The sequence below is a fragment of the Ruegeria sp. CDSC021 genome, from assembly GCF_059610845.1.
Genome location: NZ_JBXWOK010000002.1, coordinates 135,718 through 152,551 on the forward strand (window position 1 = coordinate 135,718; position 16,834 = coordinate 152,551).

A 16,834-nucleotide genomic window follows, 5' to 3' on the forward strand; every position below is an offset into this window, starting at 1 on the left:
TGATAATAGTTTTTTTAAGAATGATATTCCGTTAGAACCAAACAGCAAAGCGCGTTTTCGGTTTCGCGGGCCAAGTGTCACCATTTGGACCCGGTACGGGCATTGAAACCTGAACCGCGCTGGGGCAAGAAGAGCGGCACAAAAATTGGGGGCCCCCGTGATCGAGCTGGACCATGTCAGCTACACCTATGGTGGAGGTGAATTGCTGAGCGACGTATCGCTTAAGCTTCAACCGGGGTCGTTTCATTTCCTGACCGGGCCGTCCGGTGCTGGCAAAACAACCCTGTTAAAGCTCTGCTATGGCGCATTGCTGCCCACATCGGGAAGGCTGAGCGTGTTCGATCAGGATATCGCCCGCCTTAACCGCGATCAGATGGCCCTGATGCGCCGCCGGATAGGTGTGGTGCATCAGGATTGCCGGTTTCTGGATCACATGACTTTGGCCGAGAATGTCGCTTTGCCGTTGATGGTATCCGGTAAGGCGGAAATTGCCGAGCAAACAGATCTGTCAGATCTGTTAAACTGGGTCGGGCTGGGTGCGCGTCTTGACGCGCTGCCACCAGAGCTGTCAGGCGGTGAACGCCAGCGTGCGGCGCTGGCCCGTGCGGTGATGCTGTCGCCCGATGTCGTGCTGGCCGATGAGCCGACGGGCAATGTGGATTGGGAAATGTCTCAGCGCCTTTTGCGCCTGCTGGTCGAGTTGAACAAGATGGGCAAGACAGTCTTGATTGCGACCCATGATCTTAGCCTGATCCGTGCGGCGAAAAGCCAGGTGCAGGCGCGTGTTTTGCGCATCTCGCAGCGCCAAATTCAACTGGCGGGGGCGGATCTATGAACGTGGAAACCTTCCGCAACCTGTTGAAACGTGATGGTCGTGCCGATCGGGTTGTTCCGCCCACTGGCTATACTGCACATCTCACACTGTTCGTGTCCGGTGCGATGGGCTTTCTTGCGGTGTTCGCGCTGGCTCTGTCATTGGCGTCGGGGCGAGTGGCAGACCGCTGGGCAAGCGAACTTGCCGGCGCTGCCACGGTGCGGATCAATGCCCCGGCCGACCAGATGGCCGCCCAGACTGAAACCGCGCTGACGGTGCTGTCGCAAACACCCGGTGTCGCCTCTGCCCGGGCGTTGACCATCGAGGAGCAGATTGCGCTGTTGTCGCCCTGGTTTGGCCCGGATTTGCCACTGGACACGCTGCCCGTGCCGCAGTTGATCGAAATTGTCGAAGGTGAGCCAGGTCTGGATGCAGCAGGATTGCACCTGCGTCTTGGGGCCGAGGTGCCCGGAGCCGTTCTGGACGACCACTCGCGCTGGCGCGAACCTTTGGTTGATGCGGCCCGCTCGCTCCGGAGGCTTGGCTGGGTCTCAATCCTTCTGATTGGCGGAGCGACCGCCGCCATGATCACATTGGCGGCCAATGCGTCGCTGGCAGCCAACGCGCAGATTATCGAGGTGCTGCGTCTTGTCGGGGCCCGGGATCGATTTATTGCCAATGCGTTTGTTCGCCGCTTCACCTACCGCGCATTTTTTGGCGCGATGGTTGGTGTGCTGTTCGGAATGACAGGTGTGTTGTTGCTGCCCGAGGCATCGTCGGACGAGGGCGGCTTTCTGACGGGCCTGGGCTTTCAGGGGGCAGGGTGGCTGTTGCCAGCCCTCATCCCGGTACTGGGTGCTGCGGTGGCCTTTCTAGCCACATGGACTGCGGCAAACCGCAAATTGAAGGAGCTTTCGTAATGGCCACTCCAATTCAATGGATCCGCTCACTGGTCTTCATGATCGTGATCTACATGTGGATGCTGGTCCTTGGCCTCGTGTTTGCTCCTTACGCCATGTTTGCAAAGCGCGGAGCGCTGCATGCATGCAAGACCTATGCGCGCACAACCATGTGGCTGGCGCGTTGGATGGTTGGTATTCGATGCGAAATTCGCGGGACTGTGCCAGTGGACGAGGTGGTCATCGGGGCCAAACACCAGTCTTTCCTCGATATCATCATGATCTTTAGCGCGATTCCTCATGGCAAGTTCATTATGAAGCGCGAATTGCTGTGGACGCCAGTCATTGGGCTTTACGCAAGCCGCCTAGGGTGCATCCCGGTCAATCGCGGCAAGAAGGGCGCCGCTGTGGCCAAGATGGTCCAGGATGTGGCGAAGGAATTTACAGAACCTGGCCAGTTGGTGATCTATCCGCAGGGCACCCGTGTCGCGCCAGGCGTTCACAAACCGTATAAGGTTGGAACTGCCGTCCTGTACGAAGGCTTGGGAATCCCTTGCGTACCTGTTGCAACAAATGCCGGAGTGTTCTGGCCCCGAAGCGGCGTGATGCGCAAACCCGGCCTTGCGATCGTCGACTTCCTTGATCCGATCGAACCCGGCGTCGAACGTGCGCGCTTTCTGGACCGATTGGAAGATGTGATCGAGACGCGCTCGAACGCTTTGATGACAGAAGTGGGGTTTGATCCTGATGCAGTTCATTGACGATATCGAAACGCTCCAGGGACATTACAGCGCACCGGGCGCCCCATCATTGCGTAAAGTAGCGCACCGGTTGACGCCTCTGTACCGGCAATGGGTCATGGCTTCGCGGCTATGCGTACTCAGTACGGTTGGGCCCGAAGGGGTCGATGGCAGCCCACGTGGCGATGATGGTCCGGTGATTCTGGAACTGGATCCAAAGACATTGGCGATGCCCGACTGGCGCGGAAACAACCGGCTGGACAGCTTGCGCAATATCGTGCGCGATCCGCGTGTGTCCTTGATGTTCATGGTCCCAGGGTCGAACAATGTTGTGCGCGTCAACGGGTCGGCCCGACTGACAGCGGACCAAGACCTTCGAACCCGGTTCGAAAAACAAGGCAGGCTTCCGGCCACCGTGATCGTCATCGACATTACAGAGGTCTACACTCAGTGTGCCCGTGCGCTGATGCGTGCGCGGACTTGGAGCAGCGGGGACGAAGCCGCCATATTGCCGACAATGGGTGAAATCCTGGCCGAAGCGTCAGACGGCGAGGAAGGTGGCACGCAATATGATGAGGCCTGGGGGCAACGCGCCGCAAAAACGATGTGGTAGCCTGTTTACTTATCAAGGTTTGGTCAAAGAATCGTCACACGGGTAAGTAAGTAGATAACCGTGAGGCAAATACAGAATACAGGAGCCGTCAATGGAGCAGCTTAGTTCAGTTTGGGATTCTTTCCTGAACCACGCCCGCTATGTGTTTACGTCTCCTTTGGATCCCACGAACCGGATTTTCTATGTCTATGTCGGCAGTTCTCTGCTGATTGCCTTCGCCATCTATGCCGTGAAGCGCAGAAACGCGTCACATGTAGACGGAGAGAGCAGCTTTCTGGGGTTCCTGTTTCCCCGCAAGGTCTGGAACCATCCTTCTGCATGGCTCGATATCCGCTATTTCTTTTTCCACAAACTGATCGGGCATTTCCTGATATTGGGTCTGCTGGCCGGATCAGCCGCCTTGTCCTATCAATGGGCAAGCGGTGGGCTTGACCCCAATTACTCACCCCGGGCAGAGCCCTTGGTTGGCTGGTTGGGGGCTTTGGCTACCTTCACCTACATGCTCATTCTATTCCTGATTATGGATTTCATCGGCTACGCAGCCCATTACCTGCAGCATAAGGTCCCGCTGTTGTGGCAATTTCACAAAGTTCATCACAGCGCCGAGGTGATGCACCCGTTGTCGAATTTTCGCGAACATCCGATAGACAATATCCTCTACAATGTTGCGATTGGGTTTGGTGCCGGCGCAGTAACCGGGTTTGCGTTTCGACTGTTAGGGTACCAGCCGAACATGCCGGCATTGCTGGGCGTGCCGGTGCTGATGTTCTTGTTCAATGTCGGAGGCTATAATCTGCGACATTCCCATATCTGGTTGCGTTGGCCGGGTGTGTGGTCGAAAGTTTTTCCCTCGCCTGCGCATCACCACGTGCATCACAGTTGCCACCCGGACCATCTGGACAAAAACTTCGCCTTCATGTTTCCGTTCTGGGATGTGTTGTTCGGCACCTACATCATGCCCGAGGATAACAGGGACGTAAAATTCGGCGTGACCGAGAAGGACAAGGGTCACGAGATGGACACCTGCATGAAGCTCTATTTCCTGCCGTTCAGAGATGCGTGGCGTATTCTGAACAAGAAACGGCGGCCAACGTCTTACCAAGCGCCCGATGCAGATGCCGCCAGTCGCCATTCGGTCAAATAGCGAGCATCTGAGGTGGTTGCCGGCCTGACGTGATCCGCTGATCGCCTGTGTCCGCCAACGCCTTGGCGGTGGTTTCGGCTGGGCATAGTGACGCAAACGCCCTCAAGCCGCGGCGGCTCCGATCTTGGCGATCTTGCTGACCCAGCGGTCCACGTGACCCGGTTTGGGATAACTTGCCCCGGCAAAATAGGTGAACCGGGTCGGCTTGAAGCCAACAAATCCCAATATCTGATCGCGTACCTGGCGGATCAGGGCCTGGCGATAGATCAGGCGCATGAACCAACCCGGCGTATCTGATGTCAGAATGACGCGCGCGGTGCGTCCGCTCAGCATCGGGGCGGGCAATCCAATCTTAGTGGTGTTTCGCGTGTCAAAGGTGCGTCCGGGGATGAACATCCGGTCGATCAGACCTTTGAGTTTTGCGGGCAATCCGCCCCACCACATTGGTGTGGTCAAGACCAGATGCTCGCTCCATTCGAAATCTTGCAATACCTGCTCAAGAACCGGTTCTAGCGGTTTGAAATCGTGATAATTGCCCTGGCCAAAATCAAAGTCGAACTGCATCTCACTCAGATGGACTAGACGTACGTCATGTCCCTTGCCTCGGGCGGCGTCGGCATAAGTTTCAGCAAAGGTCCGCGACAGGCTGCTATCGGCGGGGTGTCCGTCGAGGACGAGTATTTTCTTCGGTTGCATGGGGCTCTCCTGAAAATGACCGTGGTCACTTATAGAATCAGAAAATGACCGCGGTCAATAAAAATTTGACCATGGTCAGAAAACATGCGAGCAAACCATATGCAAAAACCACCCCAGAAACGAACTCTCAAAACTCGGGCCCGGCTTTTGGCGGCTGCCGAGGCGCTCATTGAAAACAGCGGATACGAGGCGCTGAGGGTAGAAGAGGTCGTCCAGAGCGCTGGCGTCGCCAAAGGGACGTTCTTCGCGCATTTTCGCGACAAGGATGCCTTGATGGAGCTTCTGATCGCAGATCGGCTGAATGCCTGCCTCGATCAGGCCGAGGCTGGGACAGCGCCCAAATCGGTGAATGATATCATGACCGCCCTGCAGCCGGTTCACAGCTTCATGACATCCGAACGGTATGTCTTTGACTTGTTGATAAGATATTCGGGGGCGACGGCTATCGCCGATATCGGACCGATCGCATATTGCTTTGAGCGCTACTTTCGTGTGGTGATGATGTGGCTTGACGCTGCGGATGTCCGACAGGACATTCCGACCGAGCTGTTGGCCGAAGGTGTTCAGGCCTTTGCCATTCAGGCCATGTCCCTTAAGTTCTGCGCCTTGCACGCCTCGACCGGTTTTACCGACCGGTTGAGGGTCTATCTCGATGCATGGTTGACCCCGGCGACCTAGTCACCGGGGTCCTTTTTTAGCTGTGAATTGGCCCGTCACCGCAGGCCAGGGCCGCCTCACGCACCGCTTCGGAATATGTCGGATGCGCGTGACAGGTCAGCGCCAGATCTTCGGCCGAGGCGCCGAATTCCATCGCCACGCAGACCTCGTGAATCAAATCACCCGCAGCCGGGCCAATGATATGCGCGCCCAGAATGCGGTCGGTTTCCTTGTCTGCCAGAATCTTGACGAAACCATCCGAGGCAAAGTTCGCCTTGGCGCGGCCATTGCCCATGAACATGAACTTTCCGACCTTATAGGCACGGCCCTGTTCCTTGAGCGTCGCCTCGGTCTCGCCGACATTGGCGACCTCGGGCCAGGTGTAGATCACGCCCGGAATGACGCCATAGTTCACATGCCCATGCTTGCCCGCAATCTGTTCGGCAGCGGCCATGCCTTCGTCTTCGGCCTTATGCGCCAGCATCGGGCCTTCGGTCACGTCGCCGATGGCGTAGATGCCGGGGACGTTGGTCTGCCAATCGGCGCCTACCTTGATCTGACCGCGGGGTGTCATTTCAACACCCAAAGCGTCCAGCCCCAAACCATCCGAGAACGGTTTGCGCCCAGTAGCGACAAGGACGGTATCGGCGTCAATCACATGCTCGCTGTCATCCTTCAGCAGCTTATAAGTTACCTTGGCCTTGGTCTTGGTGGCTTCGGTCTTTTGCACCGCAGCACCCATGACAAAGTTCAGGCCCTGTTTCTTGAGGATGCGCTGGAAGGTTTTCTGAACCTCAGGGTCCATGCCCGGGGTGATTTCCTTGAGGAATTCGATAACTGTCACTTCGGCGCCCAGACGGCTGTAGACCGAGCCCAGTTCAAGCCCGATCACACCTGCGCCGATGACGACCATTTTTTTCGGGATTTTTCCCAGCGCCAACGCACCGGTCGAGGTCACGACAACCTTTTCGTCCACTTCGACACCGGGCAGCGCGGATGGCTCGGACCCGGACGCGATGATGATGTTCTTGGCTTCATGCACCTCGTCACCCACCTTGACCTGCCCAGCGGCCGGGATCGAACCCCAGCCTTTCAGCCAGTCGATCTTGTTCTTCTTGAACAGGAATTCGATGCCCTTGGTGTTGCCGTCAATGACTTCGTCCTTATAGGCCTGCATCTGCTTCCAATCGACCGAAGGGCTTTTGCCCTTGAGGCCCATCTTGGCAAAGTTATGTTCGGCCTCGTGCAGCTGATGGCTGGCATGCAACAGCGCCTTGGACGGAATGCAGCCCACGTTGAGGCAAGTGCCGCCCAGCGTCTCACGCCCTTCGACCACGGCGGTTTTCAACCCCAGCTGCGCGCAGCGGATGGCGCAGACATAGCCGCCGGGGCCTGCTCCGATTACGATGACGTCATAGTTTGCCATTTGTCCGGTCCTTGTATTTGGTGGGGTCGGATGCGCTTGTCCGCGCAATGCACCCCCATTGAATAATCTATGCGGCAGCTCGAATCAAAACACAGCTGCCAACAGCATTGCAGTGGTCGCCAGCAGCCCGATCATCCAGATCACCGTACGCCATGGTGTCCAGCCAAATGCATAGGCCGGAACATAGGAAGCGCGTGCGATCAGGTAGACCCAACTACAGGCGGCAGTAAAAGCGCTGGATTGCCCCGAGGTCGTAATGACCAAAGATGCGATAGAGAACAAAACCAACCCTTCGGAATGGTTGCTAAGTGCACGGTGCAGACGTCCCATTGCAGCAGGTTTGTCAAACGGGGTATCACGAGGTCCCAACGCGTGCAGCACATCGACCTTACCGTGGCCAGAGATCAAATAGGCGACAAATTGAGCGACCCAAAGAAGGGCTGCCAGCGACAAGACGGTCAATTCCGTGGTCATTCAGTTTGTTTCCTCGCACTAGGAACGGATGCGATAAATCGGTTTAAACTGGCGTCAGAAGCTTCACCTGAATATGCGCGATCCCGCCACGTTCGTGATGCATGGCCAATTCCTCGGAATCAAAGAAACTCAGGGCCTTTTCAAGATCAACCACCTCAAACATTGCAACGGCATGATCACGCTGATCGGGGTCTTTCCAGATGTGGAGGTCGCGGATACCCGCAGCCTCCCGCATTGGCTTGTCTTCGCGAAACACCTTTAACCAGACATCGAAATCGGCAACGTCAGCCTGCCAGAGAACATGAGTTGCCATGGTTATAGATCCATCAGCAGACGACGTGGGTCTTCCAGCGCCTCTTTCACGCGCACTAGGAAGGTCACAGCACCTTTGCCGTCCACGATCCGGTGGTCATAGGACAGAGCCAGATACATCATCGGGCGGATCTTGACCTCACCGTTGATGGCCATCGGACGGTCCTGAATCTTGTGCATACCAAGAATACCCGACTGCGGCGGGTTCAGGATCGGCGAGGACATCAGCGAGCCATAGACGCCGCCGTTCGAGATGGTGAACGTGCCGCCCTGCATTTCTTCCATGCTCAGCTTGCCGTCACGGGCGCGCCTGCCCTTTTCGGCGATGGCCTTTTCGATCGCGGCAAATGACATCGAATCCGCATCACGGATGACCGGAACAACAAGACCGGTCGGCGTGCCTGCGGCGACACCCATATGCACAAAGTTCTTATAGACTATGTCGGTGCCATCAATCTCGGCATTCACTTCGGGCACTTCTTTCAGTGCATGACAGCAGGCCTTGGTGAAGAAGGACATAAAGCCCAGACGGACGCCGTGCTTCTTCTCGAACTGGTCTTTGTACTGGTTTCGCAGGGCCATCACCTCGGTCATGTCCACCTCGTTATAGGTGGTCAGCATGGCGGCGGTGTTCTGGCTGTCTTTCAGGCGTTTGGCGATGGTCTGGCGCAGGCGTGTCATGCGCACACGTTCCTCGCGGCTGGCATCCTGTGCAGCAACGGGTGCGCGTGGCGCCTGGATCGCAGGTGCGGGTGCCGCGACAGCGGGCGCTGGGGCCGCGACTGCCTTGGCCACATCTTCCTTCATGATACGTCCGTCGCGTCCGGTTCCCGTGACCTGATCGGCGGACAGGCCAGCCTGGGCCATGGCTTTTTCGGCCGAGGGTGCATTGGCCACATCTTTGCCGCCAACGGAATCACTTCCGCTTGCAGGTGCAACCGCTGCCGGAGCGGCTACTGCCCCTGCTGCTGAACCCGAGATCACCGCCAGCTTGGCAGCGGCGTCTACAGTTGCGCCTTCAGGGGCAACGATTTCTGCCAGAACACCCGCCGCAGGAGCGGGAACCTCGACCGAGACCTTGTCGGTTTCCAGCTCACACAGCATCTCGTCCTGTGCGACGCTGTCACCGACCTGTTTGAACCAGGTCGAGACCGTCGCTTCGGTCACGGATTCGCCCAGCGTGGGCACCATCACATCAACGCTGCCGCCCGAGGCTGCCGGTGCTGCGGCAGGCGCAGGCGCGGCGGCTGGGGCTGGGGCGGCGCCTTCTCCGGCGACGATTGTCGCCAGCAGGGCATCAACACCAACGGTTTCGCCTTCGGCGGCGACAACCTCACCCATCACGCCAGCGGCGGGTGAGGGGACCTCGACCGTGACCTTGTCGGTTTCAAGCTCGCACAGCATTTCATCGACCGCGACTGCATCACCGGGTTTCTTGAACCAGGTGGCAACGGTGGCTTCGGTAACGGATTCGCCCAGCGTGGGAACACGAACTTCAATGGACATCATTACTTTCCTTCAATGCTCAGCGCTTCGTTCACCAGCGCTTCTTGTTGGGCTTTATGTTGGCTGGCCAGACCCGTTGCAGGCGAGGCCGAGGTGGCGCGGCCGACATAGACCGGGCGGGTATTCTTGGCGCCGATCCGGGTCAGGACCCATTCGATATTGGGTTCGATAAAGGACCACGCCCCCTGGTTCTTGGGCTCTTCCTGACACCAGATGATTTCGGCTCCCTTGAACCGTTCCAGTTCATTGATCAGCGAATGCGCGGGGAACGGATAGTACTGTTCGATCCGCATCAGATAGACATCGTCGATGCCGCGCGCGTCACGCTCTTCCAGCAGGTCGAAATAGACCTTGCCGGAACACATCACGACCCGTTTGATTTTGTCATCATTGACCAGGGTTGTGTCCGAGTTACCCTTTTGCGCGTCGTCCCACAGCACCCGGTGGAAGCTGGAGCCGGTGGTGAAATCCTCGGCCGTGCTGATCGCCAGCTTGTGGCGCAACAGCGATTTCGGTGTCACCAGGATCAGCGGCTTGCGGAAGGTTCTGTGCAGCTGACGGCGCAGGATGTGGAAGTAGTTCGCAGGCGTCGTGCAGTTGGCTACGATCCAGTTGTCCTGACCACACATCTGCAGAAAACGTTCCAGACGCGAGGACGAGTGTTCAGGCCCTTGCCCTTCGAACCCGTGCGGCAGCAGGGTCACCAGACCGGACATGCGCAGCCATTTGCTTTCGCCCGAGCTGATGAACTGATCGAACATGATCTGCGCACCGTTGGCGAAATCGCCGAATTGCGCCTCCCACAGGGTCAGAGCGTTGGGTTCAGCCAGGGAAAAGCCGTATTCAAAGCCCAGAACCGCGTATTCCGACAGCATCGAGTCGATCACCTCATATTGTGATTGACCAGCCCGGATGTTGTTCAGTGGATAGTACCGCTCTTCAGTTTCCTGATTGATAAAGCCGGAATGGCGCTGGCTGAACGTACCGCGCGTTGCGTCCTGTCCCGACAGGCGAACTGGATAGCCTTCGGTCAGCAATGACCCAAAGGCCAGCGCCTCACCCGTGGCCCAGTCAAAGCCTTTGCCGGTTTCGAACATCTGCTTTTTGTGGTCCAGCAGGCGGCCGACAGTTTTATGTAGTGCAAATCCCTCGGGGGCCCGGGTTAGCGATGCGCCAACCTCGGCCAGGGTTTCTGGTGCAATCGCAGTATCGCCGCGAACATATTCGTCTTTGTTCTTATCCAGATGCGCCCAACGCCCGTCCAGCCAGTCGGCCTTGTTGGGCTTATAGTCTTTGCCGGCTTCGAACTCATCATTCAGATGGGCCTGGAAGGCGGCTTTCATATCTTCGATCTCGCCTTCGGGGATCAACCCGTCCTTGACCAGCCGTTCCGTGTATAGTGACAGCGTGGTCTTATGGGTCTTGATCTTCTTGTACATGATCGGGTTGGTGAACATGGGCTCGTCGCCCTCGTTATGCCCGAACCGGCGATAGCAGAATATATCCAGAACCACGTCCTTGTGGAACTTCTGGCGAAACTCGGTCGCAACCTTGGCTGCGTGTACCACCGCCTCGGGGTCGTCGCCATTCACGTGGAAGATCGGGGCTTCAACCATCAGTGCGATATCCGTGGGATAAGGGCTGGAGCGCGAGAAATGCGGTGCGGTTGTAAAGCCGATCTGGTTGTTCACCACGATATGCATGGTGCCGCCGGTCCTGTGACCGCGCAGGCCGGACAGGCCGAATCCTTCGGCAACGACACCCTGACCGGCAAAGGCCGCATCGCCATGCAGTAGAATGGCCATGACTCTGGTCCGGTCGGTGTCGTTCAACTGATCCTGCTTGGCGCGGACCTTGCCCAGAACAACAGGGTTCACCGCCTCAAGGTGGCTTGGGTTAGCGGTCAATGACAGGTGTACGCTGTTGCCGTCAAATTCGCGGTCGCTTGAGGCGCCTAGGTGGTATTTTACATCGCCCGAGCCATCCACGTCCTCAGGCTTGAAGCTGCCCCCCTGGAATTCGTTAAAGATGGCGCGGTATGGCTTGGCCATTACATTCGCTAGAATGTTCAGACGTCCGCGGTGTGGCATGCCGATGACAATATCGCTTAGGCCTAGGGCCCCGCCGCGTTTGATGATCTGTTCCATCGCGGGGATCAGTGCTTCGCCGCCGTCCAGACCAAAGCGCTTGGTGCCCATGTATTTCACGTGCAGGAACTTTTCGAACCCTTCGGCCTCGACCATCTTGTTCAGGATGGCCTTGCGGCCCTCTTTGGTGAACGCGATTTCCTTGCCATAGCCTTCGATCCGTTCCTTCAGCCAGGCAGCCTCTTCCGGGTTCGAAATATGCATGTATTGCAGCGCGAAGGTGCCGCAATAGGTGCGTTTCACGATCTCGACGATCTGGCGCATGCTGGCCATCTGCAGGCCCAGCACGTTGTCGATAAAGATCGGGCGATCCATATCGGCATCGGTAAACCCATAAGTCTTGGGGTCCAATTCCGGATGCGTGCTGGCAGCCCGCATGCCCAACGGGTCCAGATCGGCGGCCAGATGACCCCGAATACGATAGGCTCGGATCAGCATCAGCGCCCGCAGACTGTCCAGAACTGCGCGCTTAATCTGGTCTTCGCTGACGGCAACACCTTTGTCGGCGGCTTTTTCCTTGATCTTCTTGCCCGCCGCCTTGGCGTCGATCTCGGCCCATTCGCCAGTCAACGCACCGGTCAGATCATCCGTCGGCATCGGCGGCCAGTCGGACCGCGCCCACGAAGGCCCCTCGGCCTCGCGCTGGACATCAGGCGAGGCGTCGCCCATGGCCTTGAAGAACTCGGCCCAGGCGGCATCCACCGCGCCGGGGTTCTTGGTATACTGGGCGTAGAGCTGCTCCAGATATTCGGCATTATGCCCCTGCATAAAGCTTGAGGCGTGGAAGGCAGAGTTGGGCGAATGTTCGGTCATTGTAGGACCTCAAATGCGATTTCGGATTTGGTAGGATTTAGTCTTGCGGATCTTCGGGGTAGTTTCCGGCCTCGAATACCCAGGTCATTCTTCGTCGAACGATGTCTATCGTATCTGCGTCGAAATAATCGGGCACTGGAATGCCTTTTCGTCGTTCGGCCATCGACTTTTCGTGCGGCAATTCAAAGCTGTCTTCCGGCAGCCCAAAGGAGCGATAAATCTCTTTCAGATCTGACTGCAGGTTTTCCTTGCGGACGAACTTGTCCACGATCAGCTTGTTGTTGATCGAGACTATCTCCCAGTTATTGCCCCAGGCCTTTGACCGGATGAACTCTTTGAACTGAGCAATTTCGGTCTGCGGGTCTTCCGAGGGCAATCCTTGCTGATGTTTCCGAAAGTGGTAGTCGGATACAGCACGATCGAAAGGATTTCGTACGTTGGCGATCTTTGTATAGGAATCAAAGGTCTTTGACCCAAGATTGGCTCGAACCTGTTTCGCAGGCATATGGTTGCGCCATGCGTATTTGCGCCAAAACTGCCATTTTGGCCGGACCAAACCTGCAGTTTTCCCACGAGCACCGACAATACCGTATTTCGATACGCGGATTTGCCCATTTTCAAGCCGCGGAAGACCGGGTTCTTCGCATAAAGGCTGTAGCGCTATCTCGGTAGAGGTTCCCGCAGTCTTCGTCGTCTTGAGATAGATGAATTTGTGCTCATGGCAAACCAAAACCATGTCAGATGGCCTTTCTGGCCACAGGGGCCGCTTGTAGAGAGTTTACGCTCAGCAGGTTCATTGAGGGACCTCTGAAGGATTGGGACCGTATTGGTTGGTGCCTGGCTGGCTGGGGCGGGTCAGCCACCATAGGACCAGGAGGGGCGACACAAACAGGATCAGAAGCGTCGGAATGACGATCAGCAAAGTGGCGCGGGTGAACAGGATGTCCAGATTGCCACCATGCTGGAAATGCGAGGCGAGGCCGATGCCAAAGACCAGTACGGCCCCGGCGCCAAAGAACAGCAGGATTGGCAGCAGCGCATACAGCCCGCTGCGCCCGGTATCATGCATCCGCCGCCATGCGACGGCCAGATGCGGGAAGAACACGATTAGACCAACAATGCCCTGCACAGGCTGCGAAGACGTGACGGACACGGATCTGGACGTCTCGGTCTCAGTCACAGCGACTTGCGTGAAGAACTGCGCGTCTATGATCCCGGCAATAATGCTCCAGATCAGGATGAACAGGAAAAAGAACCAGTATTCGGGCCTCGAGGCCCTCCCTGAGAAGGTGAAGAACTTGGCGAAACAGGTGCGGATGGCGTCAGAGAAGGTCATGGTTGTTGTTTGGCTCATGCCTTGCCCCTAATTTTGGACCGGGCAGTCGAAAACTGACTGGCGGCGTTCAAATAGCAGAAGTGAGCTGCCGACCGAAGTATCGGAAACAAGTCTAGCGGATCCTTCAAATTGCGAGCACCAAAAATCGGCAGCTGCTTGCAACTCTTCATCGTCGACACGAATGCTCAAATAAGTAAATGAGATGCGGTCATCGCCCAATGTTTTTGTCGAGCCACCTGTGACGCCAGGAATGGCGCGAACGATGAATTGATCCATCGGTGCTTCACTAGATGCGTCGGCGCTGGCTAGGTTACCTAAGCAGGCGACCGCTACAACGAGTCCTGCCCAGCGGCATCGCCGGGCAGCGTCCGTCCACCCCGTTTTGCCGAAGGCAAACCAAAGAATTGACGGGCAGGTGCTTCGCACCCACCCGCAGTTGGGCGCCGCCCTCAGCTCATATGGGCAACAGGGAGTCACAGCTCACCCAATCGCTTCCAGCACAGCCTCACCCAGCTGCGCCGGGCTTTCGGCCACGACGATACCGGCCGAGCGCATGGCTTCGATCTTGTCCTCGGCACCGCCCTTGCCACCGGCGACAATCGCGCCCGCGTGGCCCATGCGGCGGCCCGGAGGGGCCGTGCGGCCTGCGATGAAACCGGCGGTCGGCTTGGAGCGACCCTTCTTGGCCTCATCCGCCAGGAACTGCGCGGCTTCTTCTTCGGCCGAGCCACCGATCTCACCGATCATGATGATCGAGTGGGTCTCGTCATCGGCCAGGAACCATTCCAGCACGTCGATATGTTCGGTGCCTTTGATCGGGTCGCCGCCGATGCCGACGCAGGTGGACTGACCCAGACCCACATCGGTGGTCTGCTTGACGGCCTCATAGGTCAGAGTGCCCGAGCGGGACACAACGCCGACCGAGCCGCGCTTGTGAATGTGGCCGGGCATGATGCCGATCTTGCAGGCGTCGGGCGTGATGACACCGGGGCAGTTCGGGCCGATCAGGCGCGAGTTCGAACCTTCCAGCGCGCGCTTCACCTTCATCATGTCCAGAACCGGGATGCCTTCGGTGATGCAGACGATCACTTCCATCTCGGCGTCAATCGCTTCGAGGATCGAGTCAGCCGCAAAGGGTGGCGGAACATAGATCACCGAGGCATTGGCTTCGGTCACGTGCTTGGCTTCGTGGACCGAGTTGAACACGGGCAGGCCCAGATGCTCCATCCCGCCTTTGCCGGGGGTCACGCCGCCGACCATCTTGGTTCCATAGGCGATGGCCTGTTCAGAGTGAAATGTGCCCTGCGAGCCAGTAAAGCCCTGACAGATCACTTTGGTATTTTCGTCGATGAGGACTGCCATTTTTAGGAGTCTCCTATTTCAGTTTCTCTGCGGCGACAGAAAAGAAGCCCGTCGCCTTATCGAATTCTTGGATGCGCCAACCATGGTTTGCGCGCTGCGCGGGCAACCAAGGATCAGCAGCGCCATATCCTTGTCCGGGAACACCATTGACTACGATCACATCTACCCAACCATCGAACTCCGAAACTGCACGCTCAACGTGATTTGCGCGCTTTTTGTGTCCGGGTTGGTTTTCCCAATCAGTTGAGCCAGGCGTCCCCCGTGTCCAAAGATCAAGACGCGGAGGTACAGGGGTCCATTGAACTTCGGATTTCCAGAGTGTGATGCAGACTCCATCATCTTTCTCGGCGCTCCAATCCTGACGTGGATTTGGAACTTCGTACCCAAGTGAATTGAAGGCTTCTACATATTGCATCACATACCCCCGGGGCTCCGCCCGTTCGTGCCTCAAACGCACCGCTGGAGCGTTTGCCGGGGCAAAAGCCCCGGATTGGCCCTCACCCCTTAACCGCCTTCACGATCTTCTCGGCACCGTCTTTCAGGTTGTCCGCTGCGATCACGTCCAGGCCAGAGGTGTTGATGATCTCTTTGCCTTTTTCGACATTTGTGCCTTCCAGTCGCACGACCAGCGGAACCTGCAGGCCGACCTCTTTCACCGCGGCGACAACGCCCTCGGCGATGACGTCACAGCGCATGATACCGCCGAAGATGTTGACCAGAATGCCTTTGACTTGCGGGTCCGAGGTGATGATCTTGAACGCTTCGGTGACTTTCTCTTTGGTGGCGCCGCCGCCGACGTCGAGGAAGTTGGCAGGTTCAGCACCGTAGAGCTTGATGATGTCCATCGTTGCCATCGCCAGACCGGCACCGTTCACCATGCAGCCGATCTCACCATCCAGCGCGATGTAGTTCAGGTCGTATTTGGAAGCTTCGAGTTCCTTGGGATCTTCCTCGGTCGTGTCGCGCAGCTCGGCGATGTCGGGGTGGCGGTAGACCGCGTTGCCGTCAAAGCCGACCTTGGCGTCCAGCACTTTCAGGTCGCCGCTGTCGGACACGATCAGCGGGTTGATTTCCAGCATTTCCATGTCCTTCTCGACGAAGGCGGCATAGAGCTGGCTCATCAGTTTGACGCATTGTTTGACCTGTGCGCCCTGCAGACCCAGCGAGAAGGCGATGCGGCGGCCGTGATAGGCCTGATAACCGGTGGCTGGGTCAACCGAGAAGGACAAGATTTTCTCAGGCGTGGCTGCGGCCACCTCTTCGATATCCATGCCGCCTTCGGTCGAGCAGACGAATGAGATGCGGCTGGTCTGGCGGTCTACCAGCAGGGCCAGGTACAGTTCGCGTTCGATGCCGGAACCGGCCTCGATATAGATGCGGTTGACCTGTTTGCCCGCGGGACCGGTCTGATGGGTGACCAGTGTGCGGCCTAGCATCTTTTTGGCTTCCTCCGCGGCCTCTTCAACCGACTTAGTCAGACGGACACCGCCTTTTTCCCCGGCATCGGATTCTTTGAAAGACCCCTTGCCGCGGCCGCCCGCGTGGATTTGCGCTTTGACGACCCAAAGAGGTCCGTCCAACTCACCGGCTGCGGTTTTAGCTTCCTCGGCGCGCAGGACCGCGCGACCGTCGGAAACCGGGGCGCCATAGCTGCGAAGAAGCGCTTTGGCCTGATATTCGTGAATGTTCATCGAAACTGTCCCGTCTGACTACGATTGACCGATATAGGCGTGTCTAAGGGGTAAGTTTAAAGGCTTTTTTGACGTAAAGGAGGTTTTTCACGAAGATTTTCATTATTTGTGATCACAGCTTTTCAGGGTGTGATCACAAAACTTGAGCTGGTATTGAGCGTTGATTCGGCAGGAAATTCACCCAATAGAATATGACGTTTTCAA

At 57.4% G+C, this 16,834-nt stretch carries 18 protein-coding genes; 6 read left to right on the forward strand and 12 right to left on the reverse strand.

Annotated features, from left to right (window positions below; all coding sequences use genetic code 11):
- Positions 1–157: 157 nt before the first annotated feature.
- The 5 genes from AC2FGB_RS05590 (at position 158) to AC2FGB_RS05610 (ending at position 4,210) form a co-directional block, all read left to right on the forward strand.
- Complete coding sequence (locus AC2FGB_RS05590) at positions 158–835, forward strand: cell division ATP-binding protein FtsE (RefSeq protein WP_142635446.1); 678 nt, start codon at positions 158–160, stop codon at positions 833–835.
- A complete protein-coding gene (locus AC2FGB_RS05595) occupies positions 832–1,734 on the forward strand; it encodes a cell division protein FtsX (RefSeq protein WP_496693567.1) in 903 nt (300 codons plus the stop codon). Before AC2FGB_RS05590 ends, AC2FGB_RS05595 begins: the two co-directional genes overlap by 4 nt.
- Positions 1,734–2,474, forward strand: coding sequence for a lysophospholipid acyltransferase family protein (locus AC2FGB_RS05600; RefSeq protein WP_496693568.1), 741 nt, complete (start codon positions 1,734–1,736; stop codon positions 2,472–2,474). Before AC2FGB_RS05595 ends, AC2FGB_RS05600 begins: the two co-directional genes overlap by 1 nt.
- Positions 2,461–3,066: a pyridoxamine 5'-phosphate oxidase family protein gene (locus AC2FGB_RS05605; protein ID WP_496693569.1), complete on the forward strand. Its 606-nt coding sequence runs from the start codon at positions 2,461–2,463 to the stop codon at positions 3,064–3,066. Before AC2FGB_RS05600 ends, AC2FGB_RS05605 begins: the two co-directional genes overlap by 14 nt.
- A gap of 91 nt (positions 3,067–3,157) precedes the next feature.
- The gene (locus tag AC2FGB_RS05610; protein ID WP_496693570.1) at positions 3,158–4,210 is read left to right on the forward strand and encodes a sterol desaturase family protein; all 1,053 of its coding nucleotides are present in this window, start codon (positions 3,158–3,160) and stop codon (positions 4,208–4,210) included.
- A gap of 102 nt (positions 4,211–4,312) precedes the next feature.
- Here AC2FGB_RS05610 and AC2FGB_RS05615 read toward each other — a convergent pair whose 3' ends face one another.
- Entirely contained in the window at positions 4,313–4,906 is a 594-nt protein-coding gene (locus tag AC2FGB_RS05615) for an NAD(P)H-dependent oxidoreductase (RefSeq protein ID WP_142635456.1), read from the reverse strand.
- Between the two features lie 99 nt (positions 4,907–5,005).
- On the opposite strand from AC2FGB_RS05615, the gene AC2FGB_RS05620 reads away from it, so the two are divergent.
- A complete protein-coding gene (locus AC2FGB_RS05620; RefSeq protein ID WP_142635458.1) occupies positions 5,006–5,584 on the forward strand; it encodes a TetR/AcrR family transcriptional regulator in 579 nt (192 codons plus the stop codon).
- 16 nt (positions 5,585–5,600) lie between these two features.
- On the opposite strand, the gene lpdA is transcribed toward AC2FGB_RS05620, so the two are convergent.
- The 11 genes from lpdA to sucC all read right to left on the reverse strand — a co-directional run bounded on the left by lpdA (position 5,601) and on the right by sucC (position 16,630).
- A complete protein-coding gene (lpdA, locus tag AC2FGB_RS05625) occupies positions 5,601–6,989 on the reverse strand; it encodes a dihydrolipoyl dehydrogenase (protein ID WP_142635460.1) in 1,389 nt (462 codons plus the stop codon).
- A gap of 84 nt (positions 6,990–7,073) precedes the next feature.
- Positions 7,074–7,463, reverse strand: coding sequence for an MAPEG family protein (locus AC2FGB_RS05630; protein WP_142635462.1), 390 nt, complete (start codon positions 7,461–7,463; stop codon positions 7,074–7,076).
- Positions 7,464–7,506: 43 nt separating this feature from the next.
- Entirely contained in the window at positions 7,507–7,776 is a 270-nt protein-coding gene (locus AC2FGB_RS05635; RefSeq protein ID WP_142635953.1) for a hypothetical protein, read from the reverse strand.
- Between the two features lie 2 nt (positions 7,777–7,778).
- Complete coding sequence (odhB, locus tag AC2FGB_RS05640) at positions 7,779–9,281, reverse strand: 2-oxoglutarate dehydrogenase complex dihydrolipoyllysine-residue succinyltransferase (RefSeq protein WP_496693571.1); 1,503 nt, start codon at positions 9,279–9,281, stop codon at positions 7,779–7,781.
- 2 nt (positions 9,282–9,283) lie between these two features.
- Complete coding sequence (locus AC2FGB_RS05645; RefSeq protein ID WP_496693572.1) at positions 9,284–12,241, reverse strand: 2-oxoglutarate dehydrogenase E1 component; 2,958 nt, start codon at positions 12,239–12,241, stop codon at positions 9,284–9,286.
- 37 nt (positions 12,242–12,278) lie between these two features.
- A complete protein-coding gene (locus AC2FGB_RS05650; protein WP_281972552.1) occupies positions 12,279–12,977 on the reverse strand; it encodes a sulfotransferase family 2 domain-containing protein in 699 nt (232 codons plus the stop codon).
- 57 nt (positions 12,978–13,034) lie between these two features.
- Positions 13,035–13,577 carry a DUF805 domain-containing protein gene (locus AC2FGB_RS05655; RefSeq protein ID WP_425596244.1) on the reverse strand — a complete coding sequence of 181 codons (543 nt, stop codon included), beginning with the start codon at positions 13,575–13,577 and terminating at the stop codon, positions 13,035–13,037.
- A 27-nt stretch (positions 13,578–13,604) separates the two neighbouring features.
- The gene (locus AC2FGB_RS05660) at positions 13,605–13,853 is read right to left on the reverse strand and encodes a hypothetical protein (RefSeq protein WP_142635470.1); all 249 of its coding nucleotides are present in this window, start codon (positions 13,851–13,853) and stop codon (positions 13,605–13,607) included.
- Between the two features lie 204 nt (positions 13,854–14,057).
- Positions 14,058–14,939 (reverse strand): succinate--CoA ligase subunit alpha, encoded by an 882-nt coding sequence (gene sucD / locus AC2FGB_RS05665; protein WP_496693573.1) that lies wholly within the window; start codon positions 14,937–14,939, stop codon positions 14,058–14,060.
- 13 nt (positions 14,940–14,952) lie between these two features.
- Positions 14,953–15,354, reverse strand: a complete 402-nt coding sequence (locus AC2FGB_RS05670) for a hypothetical protein (RefSeq protein ID WP_058281906.1) — start codon at positions 15,352–15,354, stop codon at positions 14,953–14,955.
- 82 nt (positions 15,355–15,436) lie between these two features.
- Positions 15,437–16,630, reverse strand: coding sequence for an ADP-forming succinate--CoA ligase subunit beta (gene sucC, locus AC2FGB_RS05675; RefSeq protein WP_496693574.1), 1,194 nt, complete (start codon positions 16,628–16,630; stop codon positions 15,437–15,439).
- Between the last annotated feature and the right edge of the window lie 204 nt (positions 16,631–16,834).

Coding starts and splice junctions, on each gene's coding strand:
- AC2FGB_RS05595 (WP_496693567.1), top strand. CDS start 832: ATGAACGTGGAAACCTTCCGCAACCTGTTGAAACGTGATGGTCGTGCC.
- AC2FGB_RS05600 (WP_496693568.1), top strand. CDS start 1,734: ATGGCCACTCCAATTCAATGGATCCGCTCACTGGTCTTCATGATCGTG.
- AC2FGB_RS05605 (WP_496693569.1), top strand. CDS start 2,461: ATGCAGTTCATTGACGATATCGAAACGCTCCAGGGACATTACAGCGCA.
- AC2FGB_RS05610 (WP_496693570.1), top strand. CDS start 3,158: ATGGAGCAGCTTAGTTCAGTTTGGGATTCTTTCCTGAACCACGCCCGC.
- AC2FGB_RS05615 (WP_142635456.1), bottom strand. CDS start 4,906: ATGCAACCGAAGAAAATACTCGTCCTCGACGGACACCCCGCCGATAGC.
- AC2FGB_RS05620 (WP_142635458.1), top strand. CDS start 5,006: ATGCAAAAACCACCCCAGAAACGAACTCTCAAAACTCGGGCCCGGCTT.
- lpdA (WP_142635460.1), bottom strand. CDS start 6,989: ATGGCAAACTATGACGTCATCGTAATCGGAGCAGGCCCCGGCGGCTAT.
- AC2FGB_RS05630 (WP_142635462.1), bottom strand. CDS start 7,463: ATGACCACGGAATTGACCGTCTTGTCGCTGGCAGCCCTTCTTTGGGTC.
- AC2FGB_RS05635 (WP_142635953.1), bottom strand. CDS start 7,776: ATGGCAACTCATGTTCTCTGGCAGGCTGACGTTGCCGATTTCGATGTC.
- odhB (WP_496693571.1), bottom strand. CDS start 9,281: ATGTCCATTGAAGTTCGTGTTCCCACGCTGGGCGAATCCGTTACCGAA.
- AC2FGB_RS05645 (WP_496693572.1), bottom strand. CDS start 12,241: ATGACCGAACATTCGCCCAACTCTGCCTTCCACGCCTCAAGCTTTATG.
- AC2FGB_RS05650 (WP_281972552.1), bottom strand. CDS start 12,977: ATGGTTTTGGTTTGCCATGAGCACAAATTCATCTATCTCAAGACGACG.
- AC2FGB_RS05655 (WP_425596244.1), bottom strand. CDS start 13,577: ATGACCTTCTCTGACGCCATCCGCACCTGTTTCGCCAAGTTCTTCACC.
- AC2FGB_RS05660 (WP_142635470.1), bottom strand. CDS start 13,853: ATGGATCAATTCATCGTTCGCGCCATTCCTGGCGTCACAGGTGGCTCG.
- sucD (WP_496693573.1), bottom strand. CDS start 14,939: ATGGCAGTCCTCATCGACGAAAATACCAAAGTGATCTGTCAGGGCTTT.
- AC2FGB_RS05670 (WP_058281906.1), bottom strand. CDS start 15,354: ATGCAATATGTAGAAGCCTTCAATTCACTTGGGTACGAAGTTCCAAAT.
- sucC (WP_496693574.1), bottom strand. CDS start 16,630: ATGAACATTCACGAATATCAGGCCAAAGCGCTTCTTCGCAGCTATGGC.